Genomic DNA, 17,526 nt, shown 5'->3' with positions numbered 1-17,526 from the left:
GAGGGAACCGCTGATGAACGAGTCATCGGCCGGGCACAGGAGGTTTCGATCGATGACGAAGGCATACGGCGGCTCGGGGGTCGGTCGGCGGTCGGTGCTGCGGGGTTCCCTGGCAGCCGCCGGGGCGGCCGCCCTGCCGCCGCTCGCGGGGGCGACACCCGCACAGGCGCTGCCCGCACGGGCCTTGTCCGCGCCGGCGCAGCTCCTGTCGGGACGGCCGAGCGCCGATTGGGGCGTCCAGGCCGGTGATGTGACGGCCTCGTCGGGGCTGGTGTGGGTGCGCTCGGACCGTCCGGCCCGGATGGTCGTGGAGACCTCGGCGACCGAGTCGTTCCGGAACGTCCGCCGCTGGACCGGGCCGGTGGTCGGCCCCGGCACGGACTTCACCGGCCGGACGGCCCTGCGCGGCCTGCCCGCCGGGGAGCGCGTCCACTACCGGGTGGTCCTCGCCGACCCCGACGACCCCCGGCGCACGAGCCGCCCGGTGTACGGCTCGTTCCGCACGGCCTCCACGCGCCGCGAGGACGTCCGGTTCCTCTGGTCGGGCGATCTCGCGGGGCAGGGCTGGGGCATCAACCCCGACCGGGGCGGCTACCGGATCTTCGAGCACATGCGCCGCCTGGACCCCGACTTCTTCCTGTGCAGCGGCGACAACATCTACGCCGACAACCCCATAGCGGCGACCGTGGCCCTGCCCGGTGGCGGCACCTGGCGGAACATCACCACCGAGGAGAAGTCGAAGGTCGCCGAGACCCTGGCCGAGTTCCGGGGCGCGTTCCGCTACAACCTGCTCGATACGAACCTCCGCCGCTTCAACGCCCAGGTGCCCACCGTCGTGCAGTGGGACGACCACGAGGTGCACAACAACTGGTACCCCGGCCAGCTCCTGGACGACGCGCGGTACACGGAGAAGCGGGCGGACGTCCTCTCCGCGCGCTCGCTGAAGGCGTTCTCCGAGTACTTCCCCCTCTCCACCCTCACCCCCGACGCCGACGGACGCGTCTACCGGGTGCTGCGCCACGGTCCGCTGCTGGACGTCTTCGTCCTGGACATGCGCACCTACCGGAACGCCAACTCGCCGAACCGGCGGCCCGACGACGCCCAGGGCATCCTGGGCGAGCGCCAGCTGCGCTGGCTCAAGCGGGAGCTGTCGCGCTCCCGCGCGGTGTGGAAGGTGATCGCCTCCGACATGCCGCTGGGGCTGGTGGTCACGGACGGGCCCGTGAACTTCGAGGCGGTCGCGCAGGGCGACCCGGGCGCGCCGCTCGGCCGTGAGCTCCAGATCGCCGAGCTGCTGCGGCACGTCAAGCACCACCGGATCACGGGCACGGTCTGGCTGACGGCGGACGTCCACTACACCTCGGCGCAGCACTACGCCCCCGAGCGGGCGGCGTTCAAGGACTTCGCGCCGTTCTGGGAGTTCGTCTCGGGCCCGCTCAACGCGGGCGGCTTCCCGGCGGTGAAGCTGGACGGCACCTTCGGGCCGGAGCAGCCCTTCGTCAAGGCGCCCGCGACGGCGAACGTCCCGCCCGGGCAGGACAGCCAGTTCTTCGGCGAGGTGGCCATCGACGGGGACAGCGGCGAGCTGACCGTGCGGCTGCGGAGCGAGACCGGCGGCGTGCTGTTCACCAAGGTGCTCCAACCGGGGCGCGTCGGACAGTGACGCCCTCGCGGCGCGGTGGGATGGTGGCGGTCTCACCCGTCGCGAGGAAGGTGCGGTGCCATGGCCGAACAGGTGGATGTCGTCGTCATCGGAATGGGCCCCGGCGGCGAGCACGTCGCGGGCGGTCTGGCGGAGGCCGGGCTGGCCGTGGTGGGCGTCGAGGCCGAGCTGGTCGGCGGGGAGTGCCCGTACTGGGCCTGTGTGCCCAGCAAAATGATGATCCGCGCCGGGAACCTGCTGGCCGAGGCCCGCCGGATCCCCGGCATGGCGGGTTCGGCGCGGGTCGACGCGGACTGGGCCCCGGTCGCCGCCCGGATCCGGGACGAGGCCACCGACGACTGGGACGACCGGGTCGCCGCCGACCGGTTCACCGACAAGGGCGGGCGCCTGGCGCGCGGCCGGGGGCGGCTCGCCGGGCCGGGAAAGGTGGCCGTCGGCGACGAGGTCTTCGAGGCCCGGCGCGGGATCGTGATCGCCACGGGGAGCAAGCCGCAGATCCCGCCGGTGCCGGGCCTCGACGCCGTGCCGTACTGGACGAACCGGGACGCGATCGCCGCGAAGGAGCCGCCGCGCTCGCTGCTGGTGCTGGGCGGCGGGGCGATCGGCGTGGAGCTCTCGCAGGTCTACGCCCGGTTCGGGTCGCGCGTCACCGTCGTCGAGGCGATGGACGACCTGATCCCCGCCGAGGAGCCGGAGGCGGGCGAGCTGCTGGCCGGGGTGCTGCGCGCCGAGGGGCTGACGCTCCGCACGGGCACCCGGGCGGAGCGGGTGCGGCACGACGGCGACGCGTTCGTGCTGGAGCTGGCGGACGGCTCGGAGCTGACGGGCGATCAGCTGCTGGTGGCCACGGGCCGCCGCGCGGACTTCTCCGGGCTCGGGCTGGACACCGTCGGCCTCGACCCGTCGGTCAAGGCACTGAAGACGGACGGCCGGATGCGGGTGGCGCCGGGGCTGTGGGCGCTGGGCGATGTGACCGGGCACGGGGCCTTCACCCATGTGGCGATGTACGAGGCGGACATCGTGCTCCGCGAGATCCTCGGCCGCGAGGGCCCGGACGCCGACTACCGCGCCCTGCCCCGGGTGACCTTCACCGACCCGGAGGTCGGCGCGGTGGGCCTGACCGAGAAGCAGGCCCGCGACAAGGGGCTGCGGGTGCGCACGGGGCTGTCGAAGGTGCCGGACTCGGCGCGCGGCTGGATCCACAAGGCGGGCAACGAGGGCCTGGTCAAACTGGTCGCGGACGCCGAGCGCGGGGTGCTCGTCGGCGCCACGGCGATGGGCCCCATGGGCGGCGAGGTGGTGTACGGCCTGGCGGTGGCGGTCCAGGCGGAGGTGCCCGTGACCACGCTCCGGCACATGATCTACGCCTACCCGACCTTCCACCGGGGGGTGGAGGACGCGCTGCGCGACCTCGGCGCGTAAACATCAGGAAAATTAACCCAGCGGGCACAGAAGCGAACAGAAACGTCCTTTACTCATCGGACACAGGGTGTTCGTGATCACGCAACACCGCTCCGCCAGGGTGGCGGCATGACCGACGAGACCATCGCGAAGAGCTCCCACCGGCACCACTGGCGCCGGGACCTGGTGGAAGTGGCCGCCCTGTTCGCCGCGGTCGCCATCGCCGACTCCGTCGCCGACACCGTCGTCCACGGCCCCGACGGCCCGGTCCTGCTGTGGGCCTCCGCCGGGGCGCTGCTGGCCACGGCGGGCTTCCACACCTGGTGGTCCCGGCGCCGGGGCCCGGCGCCGCCGGCCGCCACGCCCCCGGCAGCGGCCCCCGGCGCCACGCCGGCCGCCCGCCCCGGCGGCGCCACGACGCTGTGGCGGATGCGGACGACCGTACGCGACGAACCCGGAAGCCTGGCCGCCCTCGGCCTGGCCCTCGCGGACCTCGGCGTCGACATACTGTCCCTCCAGACCCACCCCCTGGGCGACGGCACCGTGGACGAACTGCTGCTGCGCGCCCCCGCCACGCTCAGCCCCACCGAGCTCACCCGGGCCGCCGCCGAGGGCGGCGGCCGGGACACATGGCTGGAGCGGGCCGACGCCCACGACCTGGTGGACGTCCCCACCCGGGTCCTCCACCTCGCCACCCGCACCGCCCTGGACGCCGCCGAACTGCCGCTCGCCCTGCGCCGGCTGCTGGGCCGCTGCACCATCCGCTCGATACCGGCCGCCGGCTCCGGCGCCGCCGGCGAGCCCGTACCCGACGAGGGGATGTGGGAGGGGACGGTGATGCGGCTGCGCGACCCCTCCGGCGGCACCGTCACCATCGACCGCCCGTATCTGCCCTTCACCCCGACCGAATTCGCCCGCGCCCGCGCGCTGGTCGAGCTCGACGCCCGCCTGGGCCCGCGCGCGGTGCGCCCGGGTGATGTGCTGACGCTGCCCGAGGGCGGCGAGATCACCGTCCGGCGGGCCGGCACCGGCGATCTGGACGCCGCCCGGGAGATGCACGAACGCTGCTCCCCCGCGACGCTCTCCCAGCGCTACCACGGCCCCGTCGGCGACACCGACCGCTACCTCCATCACCTGCTGAGCCCCCGCTTCGGCCGCACCCTGGCCGCGTACACCACGAGCGGACGGCTGGTGGCGCTGGGACATCTGCTGTGGGACGGCGACGAGACCGAGGTGGCGCTCCTCGTCGAGGACGCCTGGCAGCGGCGCGGGGTCGGCGGCGAACTGCTGCGCCGGCTGGTGGCCATGGCCGCCGAGGCGGGCTGCGGAAGCGTCTACGCCGTCACGACCGCCTCCAACACCGGGGTCGTCGCCGCCATGCGCGCCCTCGAACTGCCCCTGGACTACCAGGTCGAGGAAGGCACCCTCGTCATCACCGCCCGCATCGCCGCCCGGCCCCCGGCCGCCCCGGCGCGTTCGACGACCGTACGCCGCGCCACGGGCGGCTGACCGGCGGTCCGGCGCGGGAAAAACCGGTGACGCGGCGGTACCGCGCGTACGAGGATGGGCGCATGCCGAACACCACCAGCGCACCGCTGCCCCGTCAGGTCGCCGACGCCCATGTCACCGCTCTCATCGAGCTCGATCCGATCACCGGCACCTATCTGGGCCTCGCGGAGAGCTCCCGGCGGCTGCCGGACTTCTCCCCGGCGGGTCAGGCGGCCGTCGCCGACCTGGCCCGCACCACCCTGGCGGCGCTGACCGAGGCCGAGGCGCGGCCCGGCGGGGACAGCGACGGCGAGCGGCGCTGCGCCCGGCTGCTGCGCGAGCGGCTGACCGCCGAACTCGCCGTGCATGACGCGGGTGAGCACCTGCGCGCGGTCAGCAACATCCACTCGCCGCTGCACGCGGTGCGCGAGGTGTTCACCCTCATGCCGCTCGACGGCAAGGACGACTGGTCGGCCGTCGCCGAGCGGCTGCGCGCCGTGCCGGCGGCCCTGGAGGGCTACCGCGCCTCCCTCGCCGAGGGGCTGTCGCGGGGGCTGCTCGGTGGCCCCCGCCAGGTGACCACGGTGCTGGGGCAGTTGACGGAGTGGATAGGCACCGGCGCGGGCTGGTTCGGTGACTTCGTCGCCGCCGGGCCCGAGGACCTGCGCGCCGAGCTGGCGGAGTCGGCGCTCGCCGCCACGGGCGGCCTCGTCGAGCTGCGCGACTGGCTGCGGGACGTCTACGCCCCGGCCGTCGAGGGCGCGCCGGACGTCGTGGGCCGCGAGCGGTACGCCCGCTGGTCCCGCTACTGGAACGGCACCGACCTCGACCTCGACGAGGCGTACGCCTACGGCTGGTCCGAATTCCACCGGATACTCGGCGAGATGCGCGTGGAGGCGGAGAAGATCCTGCCGGGCGCGAAGACCCCGTGGGAGGCGCTGGCCCACCTCGACGCGCACGGCACCCACATCGAGGGCGTCGAGGAGGTGCGGGTCTGGCTCCAGGAGCTGATGGACGAGGCGATCGAGGCGCTGGACGGCACCCACTTCGAACTGGCCGAGCGCGTCAAGCGCGTCGAGTCCCGCATCGCCCCGCCGGGCGGCGCGGCGGCGCCGTACTACAGCCAGCCGTCCGAGGACTTCTCCCGCCCGGGACAGACATGGCTGCCGACCATGGGCGAGACCCGCTTCCCGGTGTACGACCTGGTGTCGACCTGGTACCACGAGGGTGTGCCCGGCCACCACCTCCAGCTGGCGCAGTGGACGCACGTCGCGGACCGGCTCTCCCGCTACCAGGCCACGGTCGGCATGGTCAGCGCCAACTGCGAGGGCTGGGCGCTCTACGCGGAGCGGCTCATGGACGAGCTGGGCTTCCTCACCGACCCCGAGCGCCGGCTGGGCTATCTGGACGCCCAGATGATGCGCTCCACGCGGGTGATCGTCGACATCGGCATGCACCTGGAGCTGGAGATCCCCGAGCACTCCCCCTTCCACCCCGGGGAGCGCTGGACGCCGGAGCTGGCGCGGGAGTTCTTCGGCATGCACAGCGGCCGCCCGGCGGACTTCGTCGACAGCGAGCTGGTGCGCTACCAGGGGATGCCGGCGCAGGCGATCGGCTACAAGCTCGGCGAACGGGCCTGGCTGACGGGCCGTGAGGCGGCGCGGAAGCGGCACGGGGACGCGTTCGACGCGAAGGCGTGGCACATGGCGGCGCTGTCGCAGGGTTCGCTGGGGCTGGACGATCTGGTGGCCGAGCTGTCGGCGCTGTGACCGCGCGCCGGTGGACGGCGGCGACCGCGGTCGCCGCCGTCCACCGGCGCCGGCAACTCCCCCTGGAATCCGGCATGTTCACTCCGGCGGGTGGATTGGGGCCACCAATGGCCCCATCGGCGTATTTCCGGCACGGACGCCAGCATCATGGGTGCCGACCAGCCCGCGCCCATCCGCCGAAGGGGATCCCCCATGCGCCTGGCCCCCGCGCTGTTCGCCCTCGCGAGCGCCCTCGCCCTGACCCTCTCGTCCGCCACGTCCGCACACGCGCAGGAACAGCTCGGACTCAACTACAAGTACACGAGCACCACCACAGGGGACACGGTGAGCGCGAGCCTGCCGGAACAGCCGCCCTTGAACGATTGCCTCCTCATCCAGCAGGTCGCAGAGCTCGAACCTGGGGCCCCAAACGCGGATGCGTTCGCGCCCCAGAACACCAGCACCGAGGCCAACGCCCAGATCTTCGCGAGCGACGACTGCACAGGCACCGCCAAGGTCGTGCTCAAGCCCCGCAGCGACCAGCAGCCGGACAGCGTCACCTTTCGGTCGGTGAAGTTCGTATTGCCCGGCTGACCGCACAGGCGACGACAGCCGGCTTCCCATCCCCCACTTCGTCTCAGCGAGGACACTCCATGACCGGAAGCATCCGCACCCGTCTCGCCGCGGCCCTGGGCACCCTCGCCCTGGCTGCCGGAGGCGTCGTCATCGCGGCGCCCGCCGCCCACGCCGACGGCCCCAGCTGCGCCAACTACCTCGCGGGCGGCAACCCCGCCCGCAGCACCATCGGCGCGGAGATCGCCTGTGCACTCGGCGCGACCGGGGTCCCGACGGCCAGCAAGCTGCTGTGCGACACCGTGATGAGCAAGGTCGACCAGGTCGGCCCGGCCAGGACCGACACCGCCTGCAAGCAGGCCGGCGGCTGACACCGGCGCGACGGCGCTGTGGGCACCCCGCTGCTCACAGCGCGGACGCCGCTTCCACGGCAAAACCATTGATCCGCCGGGTGTTCCCCTGCTAGACAGCGCCCATGACCGAATATTCCCCGGACGACACCGACTGGCGCATACTCGACGCCCTCCAGAGCAGCGGCCGCGTCGGATACGCCGAGCTGGCCCGCATCGTGAACATGTCGCCGAGCGCCGTGACCGAGCGTGTACGACGGCTGGAGGAAGCCGGGGTGATCGGGGGATACACGGCCGTCGTGCATCCCGAGCGGCTCGGGCTGCCGGTGCTCGCCTTCGTCCGGCTGCGGTATCCCAACGGGAACGACAAGCCCTTCCACGACCTCCTCGACACCACCCCCGAGGTGCTGGAGGCGCACCACGTCACCGGGGACGACTGCTTCGTCCTGAAGGTCGCGGCCCGGTCGATGCGGCACCTGGAGGAAATCGCGGGGCGGATCGGGGCACTGGGGTCGGTGACGACGAGCGTCGTGTACTCGTCGCCGCTGTCCCGCCGGGCGATCAGTCGGGGCGGGGAGCCGTCCGCAGGCGGACGGACGAGCCCGACCGGTCCTTGACGACGCGCAGTTGCGCGGGGACGCGCTGTCTGAGGTCGGCGACGTGGCTGACGATGCCGACCGTGCGATCGCGCTCGCGCAGCGAGTCCAGGACGTCGAGGACCTCGTCGAGGGTCTGCTCGTCGAGGCTGCCGAAACCCTCGTCGATGAAGAGGGTGTCCAGGCGGACGCCGCCCGCCTCCTCCGTGACCACGTCGGCGAGGCCGAGGGCGAGAGCGAGGGAGGCGAAGAAGGTCTCCCCGCCGGACAGCGTGGCGGTGTCGCGCTCGCTGCCGGTCCAGGCGTCGACGACGTGGAGGCCCAGCCCGGAACGGCCGCGCCCGGAGGTCCGGGCGTCGGAGTGGACGAGCGTGTAGCGCCCGCCCGACATCCGCCGCAGCCGGACCGTCGCGGCGGCGGCCACCTGCTCCAGCCGGGCGGCCAGGACGTACGACTCCAGGCGCATCTTGCGCTCGTTGCGGGCGGAGGTGCCGGCGGCGAGCGAGGCGAGCTCGGCCACCCGGTGGTACTCCGCGCGCAGCGGGGCCAGGCGGCGGGCGTCGGCGACGGCCTCGGCGGAGAGCCGGTCCAGTTCGTCGCAGCGGGTGCGGGCGGCAGCCTCCTCGGCGGAGGCGAGCCGCAGCAGCCGGGTCGCGGCGTCGGCGGCGGCGCGGGCCGCCTCCGGGTCGGCGGGCGGCAGCGCGGCGGCCTCGGCCGGGCCGGGGTCGGCCAGTTCGGCGGCGACGGCCGCCTCCTCGCGCCGCCACGCCTCCTCCCGTTGCTCCAGCTCCCGCCGGGCGGCGGCGCCCAGCAGCGCCGCGGTGGCCTGGGCGGGGGTGTCGAAGCCGGCGCGGTAGGCGGCGTCGGCGAGGCGGTCGTCGGCCTCCTTGAGCCGGTCCGCCGTACGGGCCGTCTCGCGCGCGGCCTCGGCGGCGCCGGCGACGAGGCCCAGGCGGCGCTCCAGCAGCGCGGCGCGGTGGGCGACGCTCTCGGCGCCGCCGCGCGCCCGGTCCAGCTCCTCGGTCAGGGCGCGCAGTTCCGCGTCGAGGCTGTCCCGGCGCGTGGCGTGGGCGGCGAGGCGCAGCCGGGCCTCCTCCTGTCCGGCGCGGCGCCGCTCGTGCTCGCGCTCGGCGCTCTCCAGGGCCTGGCGGGCGCGGTGGAGGTCCTCGGCGGCGGCGCGGGTCCCGGCGTGGTCGCGGGCGAGGTCGTCGACGAGGGCGGTGAGGTCGGCGACGGTGGCCTCGCCCGCGTCGGCGACGGCCACGGCCAGTTCCTCGCGCAGGGGGCGCAGCGCCAGGTCCGCCGCGTCCCTCACGTCGTTGGCGCGTCGGCTCGCGGCCAGCGCTGCCTCCTCGGTCGCGCGGTCCACCTGTCCGGCGGCGGCGCGGGCCGGTTCGGGGTGCTCGGTGGCGCCGCACACGGCGCAGGGCGCGCCGGGCTCGAGCCCGGCGGCGAGCTCGGCGGCGATGCCGCGCAGTCGGCGTTCCTTGAGGTCGAGCCAGTGCTCGTGGGCGGCGACGGCCTCCTCGCGGGCGCGCAGCAGCCGGTCCTCGGCGGCGGATACGTCGTGGGCGAGCCCGTCGCGGCGGCGGGCGGCGGCGAGCCGCTGCCGTTCGGTCTCCAGGCGGGTGGCGAGCCGTTCGGCCCGCGCGGCGGCCTCCTGTGCCGCGTCGACGCGCCGCTGGTGGTCCTGGCGGGTGGCGTCCCAGCCGGTCAGCCAGTCGGCGGCCTCGGCGAGGAGGGCCTCGTCGGCGTCGGCGGCCCGCTCCAGGCCCGTGGTCTCGGCGGCGATGGCCGCGGCGCGGTCCTCGGCGCGGCGGGCGGCGGCGAGCGAGCCGAGTTCCTCGCGGAGGGCGTGTTCGAGGGCGCCGAGTTCCTCGGCGCCGGCTTCTCGCCGCTCGGCGGGAAGCGGTGTCCTGGCCCGGTGCTCGGCCTCGGCGGCGGCCCGGTGCTCGGATTCGGCCCGGTCGCGCGCCTCCAGCGCGGGCGCGACGACCTCGGCCGCCCGGCCCCGCGCCAGCCGCTCGCGCACCGCGTCCCGTTCGTCCCGGCCCTCGGCCAGGGCGGCGGCGCGGCGCTGGGCGTCGGCGTGCCGCCGCTGGAGCCGTTCCAGGTCGCGCGCCTCGTCGGCGCGCTGCCGCGCGAGCTGGTGGCCGCGCTCGGCGGCGCGAGCCGCCGCGTCGGCGATGTCCCGCCGCTCCCGCGCGTGGGTGCGGGCGAGTGCCGCCCACTCCAGCACGGCCTCGGCGAGCCCGGCGTCGCCGGGTGCGAGCGGCACGGGCACCGCGGCCCCGCCCCGGCCGGCCCGAGGCGCGGGCACACGCCCGGCACGACGGGACGCCGGGGCCGCCATGCCGCTCGCCCCTGCCCGGGACGACGGCTGAGCCCCGCCCGGATCCGAAGGCGTCGCCGCCGACAGACCGCCGGACTCCCCCGACGGCTCGGTCCCGCCGGAGACGGTCCCGGGCGCGCCCGCGCCCCGCCAGGGCGCCGGTCGTCGGGCGTCGGGCGCCGTCGCCGGGTGCGGCGTGCCCACCTCCGGCAGGGACGGGTCGGCCGCCGCCTGCCGCATTCGGTGGCCGAGGGCGAGGAGCCGTTCGTCGCCCGCGCGCACCCGGGCCTCCGCCGTGCGGCGGAGTTCCGCGAGGTGTTCCTCGGCCGCGGCGAAGCGGCCCGTGTCGAAGAGGCGGCCCAGCAGCCGGGCGCGGGCGCCGTCCTCGGCGCGCAGGAAGCGGGCGAAGTCGCCCTGCGGCAACAGGACGACCTGGCAGAACTGCTCGCGGCTCATGCCGAGCAGCCGCGTGATCTCCTCGCCGATCTCGTCGTGGGAGCGGCTGAGCGCCTTCCACTCCGTGGCCCCGGCGGGCAGTTCGCGCAGCGCGCTGTACGCCTTCTCCCGGGTGAAGCCGGTGCCGCGCTTCTTGGGGCGGGGCTGCTCGGGGCGCCGGGTGATCTCCAGGCGCCGTTCGCCGGCGGTGAGTTCGAGGACGACCTCGGTGGGGGTGGCGGGGTCGGCGTGGTCGCTGCGCAGGGTGAGGCCGGCGCCCTGCCGGGCGCCGGGCACGCCGCCGTAGAGCGCGAAGCAGACCGCGTCGAGGACGGACGTCTTGCCCGCGCCGGTGGGCCCGTGGAGGAGGAACAGCCCCGCGCCGGCGAGCTCGTCGAAGTCGATGTGCTCGGTGCCGCCGAAGGGCCCGAAGGCGGTCAGGGTGAGCCGGTGGAGCCTCACGGGGTCACCTCGCGGGCGGCCTCGTCCAGGCGTACGGAGTCGAGCGCGGCGGTGAGGACGGCGCGCTCGGCCGCGTCGGGCCCGGCGCCGCCGCGTACGTGTGCCACGAAGTCCTCGGCGATCTGCTGGTCGGTGCGGCCGCGCAGCCGCGAGGCGTAGGAGGCGAGGGGGTCCTCGGGGGCCCGGTCGGGCTCGAAGACCAGGCTGAGGGTGTGGGGGAAGCGGCGGGTGAGCCGGGCCATGGGCTCGTGGGGGCGGTCGGGGTCGGTGAGGGTGGCCTCGATCCAGGCGTCCTCGTGCCGGTCGAGCCCCGGGTCGGCCAGGAGCTCCTCCAGCCGGCCGCGGATCCGGGCGAGGGGGCGCGGCACGGGGCAGTCGAGGCGCTCGGCGGTGACGGCGCCGTCCGCGTCGAGGTCGACCAGCCACATGGTCTTGCGGTGGTCGGCCTCGGAGAAGGAGTAGGCGAGCGGGGAGCCGGAGTAGCGGACGCGGTCGGTGATGGCCTGGCTGCCGTGGAGGTGGCCGAGGGCGGTGTAGTGGATGCCGTCGAAGACGTCGGCGGAGACGGCGGCGACGCCGCCGACGGTGATGTCGCGCTCGCTGTCGCTGGTGGCGCCGCCGGCGACGAAGGCGTGGGCGAGGACGACGGCGCGGGTGCCGGCGGGCCGTCCGGCGAGATCGGCCCGTACCCGGTCCATGGCGGCCCGGAGCACGGCGGTGTGCCCGGCTCCGGTGGCGCCCAGTCGCTCGCGGACGAGGGAGGGCTCGAGGTAGGGCAGGCCGTAGAAGGCGACGTCGCCGTGGTCGTCGGCGAGGAGGACGGGGGTGCCGCAGGCGTCGGGGTCGGTGCGCAGGTGTATGCCGGCGCGCTCGATGAGTCCGGCGCCGACGCCGAGGCGGCGGGGCGAGTCGTGGTTGCCGGAGATCATCACGGTGGGGACGGCGAGCTCGGCCAGCCGGTGGAGGGTTTCGTCGAAGAGCTCGACGGCCGCGAGCGGGGGCACGGCCCGGTCGTAGACGTCGCCGGCGACGAGCACGGCGTCGACGCGGTGCTCGCGGACGGTCCGTACGAGGTGGTCGACGAAGGCGCGCTGGGCCTCCAGGAGGTTCACGCGGTGGAAGGACCGTCCGAGGTGCCAGTCCGAGGTGTGCAGCAGTCTCACAGGACGGCTCCGGCCCGCATCGTCTCGTCCCCTCCGCTGTCGTCTCCGGTCCCGGTGGGCGCGTGCGTCGCACCTGTTCCGGACGTCACTCTGCCCAGTTCCGTCCCCCAGTTTCGCATCCGGGCGGGGGCCGGGCGGCACGATCGGCCGAACGCGGGCGACCGGAGACGGGTGGCGGACCGCCGTGCGTCAGACGTCGCCGTAGGCCTCCCCGCCCAGTTCCAGGCGAGCCGTGCCCGCCGTGCTGTCGGCGAGCCAGGCGCGGAAGGTCTCGACGTCCGCCTCGGGCAGCCCGATCTCGATGCTCACACCCGTGCCGTAGGTCACGTTCCGCACCTCGCGGCCGGTGGCGCGCAGTTCGTTCTCCAGCTTTCCGGCGCGCTGGTGGTCGACGGTGACGGTCGCGAGCCGGAAGCGGCGCCGGGTGATGGTGCCCAGGGTGTCGAGGGCCTCGCCGACCACCCCGCCGTAGGCGCGGATGAGCCCGCCGGCGCCGAGCTTGATGCCGCCGAAGTAGCGGGTGACGACCGCGACGACGTAGCGGGTCTCGCGCCGGACGAGCATCTGGAGCATGGGCACGCCCGCGGTGCCGCCGGGCTCGCCGTCGTCGCTGGCCTTCTGGACGGAGCCGTCGGCGCCGATGACGTAGGCCCAGCAGTTGTGGCGCGCGGTGGGGTGCTCCTTGCGGATCCGGGCGACGAAGGCCTGCGCCTCCTCCTCGGTCGCGGCGGGCGCGAGCGCGCAGATGAAGCGCGACTTGTTGATCTCGATCTCGTGCACGCCCTCGCGCGCGACCGTCCGGTATTCGTCGTGCATCCCGTAAGCCTAGTTCGTCCCCGGAACTCGTCCGGATCTTGGCCGGATCTGGTGGGTGATCCCGGGAATGGTGGGGACGGGGACGCTCGTTGAGCGGGCATGTACGCAGAACCGGGGATCATCCGGAAGATCATCGAGGGGACCGGCCCCACCTGGGCGGTGGTCGGTCTGTCAGCCAACGAGCGGCGCGCGGCGTTCGGCGTGGCCGAGTTCCTGCAGCGCCACGGCAAGCGCGTCGTGCCCGTGCACCCCAAGGCCGAGACGGTGCACGGCGAGCGGGGGTACGCCTCGCTCTCGGACATCCCCTTCGACGTCGACGTCGTGGACGTCTTCGTCCGCTCGGAGCTCGCGGGCGCGGTCGCGGACGAGGCGGTCGCGGTGGGCGCGAAGGCGGTCTGGTTCCAGCTCGGCGTGATCGACGAGGACGCGTACGAGCGGACGCGGGCGGCGGGCCTGTCGATGGTCATGGACCGCTGCCCGGCGATCGAGATCCCCCGGCTGCGCTGAGGCCCCTGTCTTTTCCCGATGTCCTTTCCCGAATCCCTTGGGAAATCCTGAAGTCCCCCCGGCGGGCGTGCGCTAGCGTCAATCCATGATCGTTCCGCGTATGGCCCGCCCCGAGGACGCCGCCGAGATCGTCCGCCTGCGTCGTCTGATGTTCGCCGAGATGAGCGGCGAGGACTCCCCCGGACCGTGGGAGGCCGCGGCCGAGGAGACGGCCCGGCGGCAGCTCGCGGAGACCGGGCGGCCGGGGCTCGTCGGCTTCGTCGTGGACGGCGAGCCGGTGGAGGGAGTGCCGCGGCTGGCGGCGTGCTGCGTCGGCCGGATCGAGGAACGGCTGCCCGCCCCGGGCCATCCGACGGGCCTGTTCGGCTTCGTCTTCAACGTGTGCACCGACGTCCCGTACCGGGGGCGGGGTCTCGCCCGTACGACGACGGAGGCGCTGCTCGACTGGTTCGCCGGGCAGGGCGTCACGCGCGTCGATCTCCACGCCTCCGAGGACGCCGAGCGGCTGTACCGCGGCCTCGGTTTCGCCGAGCACTCGCTGGCGCTGTCGCTCGACGTGTCGTCGCGGCGGCCGGCCGGCGCCGGGACGCCTCAGCGGGCGGGCGGCACGGCCACCGCCATGGTCATCCCGACCGGTTCGGACCCGTCGTTGCGGTAGACGTGCGGCACGTTCGCCTCGAAGGTGGCCGAGCTGCCGGCCGGCACCCGGTACTCCGTCCCGTCGACGACGAGGGTGAGCTCGCCGGCGGTGACCGTCAGCAGCTCGACCGTGCCGGGCGGGTGGGCGTCCGAGGCGCTGCTGTCGCCGGGCACGATGCGCCACTCCCACAGCTCCAGCGGGCCGCGCGCCTCGGTGCCGACGAGGAGCGAGGTGTGGCTGCCCGCCTCGGTGGACCACATCCGTACCGTCTGCTCCCGGGGGACGACCCGAACGCGGGCGCCCTGCTCGTAGTCCAGGAGCGTGGTGATGCTGACGCCCAGCGCGTCGGCGAGCTTGACCGTGGTTCCGACGCTGGGGTTGGTCCTGGCCTGCTCGATCTGGATGATCATGCCACGGCTGACTCCGGAGCGGGCCGCCAGGGCGTCGAGGGTGAAGTTGCGCTCGCCACGCCAGCGCTTGAGGTTACGGGCGAGTGACTGTGTGAGCTGGTCGAGGTCCGTCACGTTCGATCCCGTCCAATATATTTTTTCGCCAAGTTCAATCGAATGAACTACGGTGTCCCGGACTCCACTGTTCACCACACTGTACTGCGAGGTCCTTCCCATGACACCGGTCTTCGCCCTGGCCACCAGCCTCATGTGGGGGCTGGCCGACTTCGGCGGTGGGCTGCTCACCCGGCGCATGCCCGCCCTGACCGTGGTCCTGGTCTCCCAGCTGCTCGCCGTGGGCGCGCTGGGCTCGATCGTCGTCGCCACCGGCGGCTGGTCCGAGGCCGGCCCCCAGCTCTGGTACGCGGTCGCGGCCGGCGTCGTCGGCCCGGCGGCGATGCTCGCCTTCTACCGCGCCCTGGCCCTCGGCCCGATGGGCGTCGTCTCCCCGCTGGGCGCGCTCGGCGGTGTCGCGGTGCCGCTCGGCGTCGGGCTCGTCCTGGGCGAGCGCCCGGGCCTGCTCCAGGTGGCGGGCATCGCGGTCGCCGTCGCCGGCGTCGTCCTGGCCAGCGGCCCGGGCATGGGCGGCGCGCCCGTGCAGCGCCAGACCCTGGTGCTCACGCTCGTCGCCGCCTTCGGCTTCGGCTCCGTGATGGCGCTGATAGCCGAGGCCTCGCACAACCTCACCGGGCTCTTCCTCGCCCTGTTCGTCCAGCGTCTGTGCAACGTGGCGGTGGGTGCGGGCGCCCTCTACGCCTCCGTCCGCCGGGGCGCCCCGGCGCTGCCGGAGGACGGCTGGCAGGGCATCCGCTCGGCGCTGCCCGCGCTCGCCTTCGTCGGCCTGGCCGACGTGGCCGCGAACGGTACGTACAGCATCGCGGCCAACAACGGCCCGGTGACCGTCGCCGCCGTCCTCGCCTCCCTCTACCCGGTGGTCACCGCGCTGGCGGCCCGGGGTTTCCTGAGCGAACGGCTGCGCGGGGTGCAGGCCGCGGGCGCGGGCCTGGCGCTCGTGGGAACGGTCCTGCTGGCGACGGGCTGACGGAACCGTCCGCGAGTCCACGGGTCCTCGAGTCCCCGAGTCCCCGCCCCTTCGGTCACGAAGGGGCGGGGGCTTTGTCGTATGCCATCCCCGATGCGCGCCAGCGGCTGGGAGGCAGGGCGGTCTGGCGCTGGAAGAACGTGGTGAAGTTGGCGGAATCCCCGAAACCGAGGTGCTCGGCGACGCGCGCGACGGGCAGGTCGGTGTGCGCGAGCAGCCGCTTGGCCTCCAGCAGGATCCGCTGGTCGAGGAAGTGTTTCGCTCCCAGGCCGGTGGCGGCGCGGACCGCCCGGGTCAGGGTGCGTGGGTCGTAGCCGAGTTGGCGGGCGTAGTCGGTGACGTGGTGCTGGTGGGCGAAGCGTTCCTCCACCGCGGCCCGGTAGCGGCGGAAGACCGTGTGGTTCCCGGCGTCGGCGGCGGGTGGCGAGGCCGACGCCGGGGGCCGGACCCGCAGGACGAGTGCGGAGAGCAGGTGCACCAGTATGGGTGGCGAGGCCAGCTCCGGGTGGGCCACGGCCGTCGCGTGCTCGTGGCTCAGGTGATCGGCCGCGCGTACGCTCAACCGCCAGCCGAGGTCGTCCTCCAGCCGCCGGCTGGTAGGGGCGAAGACATCGGCAGCCGCCTGCCCCGCAGGGCCCGAGACGGGCAGGAAGCCCGGCTCGAACAGGACCAGCGGTCCCTGCACCTCTTCGACGTCGGTCCAGCGGTGCACGACGCCCGGCCGGATCCATACGACGGTCCGTTCCCGCAGCGGGTGGTCCACGAAGTCGGCCGTGTGCCGGCCGGCGCCCGAGGTCACCAGCGCCAGGACGTGGAAGTCCGGCCGTTGGGGCAGGGCGCGCCGGCGGGCAGGGTCCATGGTCCGCAGCTGTTCGAAGCTGAGCACCTCGACCCCGCGCCCCGCGTCCGAGGCCGGGGTGTAGCGCAACTGCCGGACCGAGGGAGGCTGTCCGTTTTCCACAAGGATCATGTGCCTTTCGACCGGGTCTCTTCGGTGCGGGAACCATAGCGTGAGGTCATGACGACTACGGAAACAACAACTCACCCCGTTCCCGTGAGCGGTGGCGCGATCGGCGTCCGCAAGCAGGGGCGACGAGGGCCGGCGTTGGTGTTCGTGCACTACTGGGGCGGATCGGCCGGTACCTGGGACGCGGTCGTGGGGAAGCTGCCGGCCGACTCCGCGACGGTCCGCTTCGACCAGCGCGGGTGGGGTTCGTCGCGGACCCTGCCGGGCCCGTACCACCTCGACCGGCTCGCCGACGACGTCATCGACGTGATCGAGGGGCTCGCTCTCGACAGGTTCGTCCTCGTCGGGCATTCGATGGGCGGAAAGGTGAGCCAACTCGCCGCCGCGCGCCACCCGGAGGGCTTGGCGGGCCTGGCGCTGGTGGCTCCCGCGCCGCCGCAGCCGCCGGCTTCCGTGACCGCGGAATACCAGCGGTTCCTCGCGCACGCCTACGACTCGGCGCGGACGGTCGAGGAGGCGCTCGACCACGCCCTGACCGCCACCCGCCTTGAGGGCACCGTCCGGAACGCCGCCGTCCGGGACAGCCTGGCCAGTGGCGAGGCCGCGCGCGAGGAGTGGCCGCTGCGAGGCATCGCCGCCGACATCACGGACGCGGCCAGGGCGATCAGCGTTCCCGTCCTCGTCCTGGCCGGGGAGGACGACCGGGTCGAGCCTCCTCACGTCCTGCGCGAATGCCTGCTGCCCCACGTGCCGCACGCCCGGTTCGACACCGTCCCCGGCAGCGGGCACCTGCTGCCCCTGGAGGCCCCCGAAGCCGTCGCGGCGGCCCTGGCGGACTTCGCCGCCGGCCTCAGCCGCTGACCGGCGCGCTCACCTGGACCGTCGCCGCGTTCG

General features: G+C 74.4%; 16 protein-coding genes. 11 read left to right on the top strand and 5 right to left on the bottom strand.

All coding sequences use genetic code 11. The annotated features are described in order from the left end of the window. Positions 1–52 precede the first annotated feature (52 nt). The 7 genes from ACX9I7_RS25115 (at position 53) to ACX9I7_RS25085 (ending at position 7,840) form a co-directional block, all read left to right on the top strand. Positions 53–1,663, top strand: coding sequence for an alkaline phosphatase D family protein (locus tag ACX9I7_RS25115; protein ID WP_459388585.1), 1,611 nt, complete (start codon positions 53–55; stop codon positions 1,661–1,663). Between the two features lie 60 nt (positions 1,664–1,723). Continuing rightward, positions 1,724–3,085, top strand: a complete 1,362-nt coding sequence (locus ACX9I7_RS25110) for a dihydrolipoyl dehydrogenase family protein (protein ID WP_459388584.1) — start codon at positions 1,724–1,726, stop codon at positions 3,083–3,085. Between the two features lie 108 nt (positions 3,086–3,193). Next, positions 3,194–4,573 carry a GNAT family N-acetyltransferase gene (locus ACX9I7_RS25105; RefSeq protein ID WP_459388583.1) on the top strand — a complete coding sequence of 460 codons (1,380 nt, stop codon included), beginning with the start codon at positions 3,194–3,196 and terminating at the stop codon, positions 4,571–4,573. Positions 4,574–4,635: 62 nt separating this feature from the next. Then, positions 4,636–6,321 (top strand): DUF885 domain-containing protein, encoded by a 1,686-nt coding sequence (locus ACX9I7_RS25100; RefSeq protein WP_387568065.1) that lies wholly within the window; start codon positions 4,636–4,638, stop codon positions 6,319–6,321. A 192-nt stretch (positions 6,322–6,513) separates the two neighbouring features. Beyond that, the gene (locus ACX9I7_RS25095; protein ID WP_459388582.1) at positions 6,514–6,894 is read left to right on the top strand and encodes a hypothetical protein; all 381 of its coding nucleotides are present in this window, start codon (positions 6,514–6,516) and stop codon (positions 6,892–6,894) included. A 59-nt stretch (positions 6,895–6,953) separates the two neighbouring features. After that, positions 6,954–7,244 carry a hypothetical protein gene (locus tag ACX9I7_RS25090; RefSeq protein ID WP_387568060.1) on the top strand — a complete coding sequence of 97 codons (291 nt, stop codon included), beginning with the start codon at positions 6,954–6,956 and terminating at the stop codon, positions 7,242–7,244. A 104-nt stretch (positions 7,245–7,348) separates the two neighbouring features. Next, the gene (locus ACX9I7_RS25085; protein WP_459388581.1) at positions 7,349–7,840 is read left to right on the top strand and encodes an Lrp/AsnC family transcriptional regulator; all 492 of its coding nucleotides are present in this window, start codon (positions 7,349–7,351) and stop codon (positions 7,838–7,840) included. Here the strand turns inward: ACX9I7_RS25085 and ACX9I7_RS25080 are convergent. The 3 genes from ACX9I7_RS25080 to ACX9I7_RS25070 form a co-directional block, all read right to left on the bottom strand. Then, complete coding sequence (locus ACX9I7_RS25080; RefSeq protein ID WP_459388580.1) at positions 7,785–11,048, bottom strand: AAA family ATPase; 3,264 nt, start codon at positions 11,046–11,048, stop codon at positions 7,785–7,787. The two genes, ACX9I7_RS25085 and ACX9I7_RS25080, sit on opposite strands and share 56 nt — an antisense overlap. After that, positions 11,045–12,211, bottom strand: a complete 1,167-nt coding sequence (locus ACX9I7_RS25075) for an exonuclease SbcCD subunit D (protein WP_459388579.1) — start codon at positions 12,209–12,211, stop codon at positions 11,045–11,047. Before ACX9I7_RS25075 ends, ACX9I7_RS25080 begins: the two co-directional genes overlap by 4 nt. 189 nt (positions 12,212–12,400) lie before the next feature. Continuing rightward, a complete protein-coding gene (locus tag ACX9I7_RS25070) occupies positions 12,401–13,027 on the bottom strand; it encodes a YigZ family protein (protein WP_189447777.1) in 627 nt (208 codons plus the stop codon). Between the two features lie 99 nt (positions 13,028–13,126). On the opposite strand from ACX9I7_RS25070, the gene ACX9I7_RS25065 reads away from it, so the two are divergent. Together ACX9I7_RS25065 and ACX9I7_RS25060 are read left to right on the top strand one after the other, a co-directional pair. Then, positions 13,127–13,534, top strand: a complete 408-nt coding sequence (locus tag ACX9I7_RS25065) for a CoA-binding protein (RefSeq protein ID WP_189447779.1) — start codon at positions 13,127–13,129, stop codon at positions 13,532–13,534. Positions 13,535–13,619: 85 nt separating this feature from the next. Beyond that, entirely contained in the window at positions 13,620–14,192 is a 573-nt protein-coding gene (locus tag ACX9I7_RS25060) for a GNAT family N-acetyltransferase (RefSeq protein WP_387568048.1), read from the top strand. Here ACX9I7_RS25060 and ACX9I7_RS25055 read toward each other — a convergent pair. Beyond that, positions 14,126–14,698, bottom strand: coding sequence for a helix-turn-helix domain-containing protein (locus tag ACX9I7_RS25055; protein ID WP_459388578.1), 573 nt, complete (start codon positions 14,696–14,698; stop codon positions 14,126–14,128). The two genes, ACX9I7_RS25060 and ACX9I7_RS25055, sit on opposite strands and share 67 nt — an antisense overlap. 100 nt (positions 14,699–14,798) lie before the next feature. On the opposite strand from ACX9I7_RS25055, the gene ACX9I7_RS25050 reads away from it, so the two are divergent. Next, a complete protein-coding gene (locus tag ACX9I7_RS25050; protein ID WP_387568042.1) occupies positions 14,799–15,665 on the top strand; it encodes an EamA family transporter in 867 nt (288 codons plus the stop codon). A gap of 55 nt (positions 15,666–15,720) precedes the next feature. Here the strand turns inward: ACX9I7_RS25050 and ACX9I7_RS25045 are convergent, their stop codons facing one another. Next, positions 15,721–16,635, bottom strand: a complete 915-nt coding sequence (locus ACX9I7_RS25045; RefSeq protein WP_459388577.1) for a helix-turn-helix domain-containing protein — start codon at positions 16,633–16,635, stop codon at positions 15,721–15,723. A gap of 48 nt (positions 16,636–16,683) precedes the next feature. Between ACX9I7_RS25045 and ACX9I7_RS25040 the strand changes: the two genes are divergently transcribed. Then, complete coding sequence (locus tag ACX9I7_RS25040; protein ID WP_459388576.1) at positions 16,684–17,493, top strand: alpha/beta fold hydrolase; 810 nt, start codon at positions 16,684–16,686, stop codon at positions 17,491–17,493. Positions 17,494–17,526 lie beyond the last annotated feature (33 nt).

The organism is Streptomyces sp. L500 (assembly GCF_054551825.1).
This window is presented reverse-complemented; position numbering and strand designations above follow the sequence as displayed.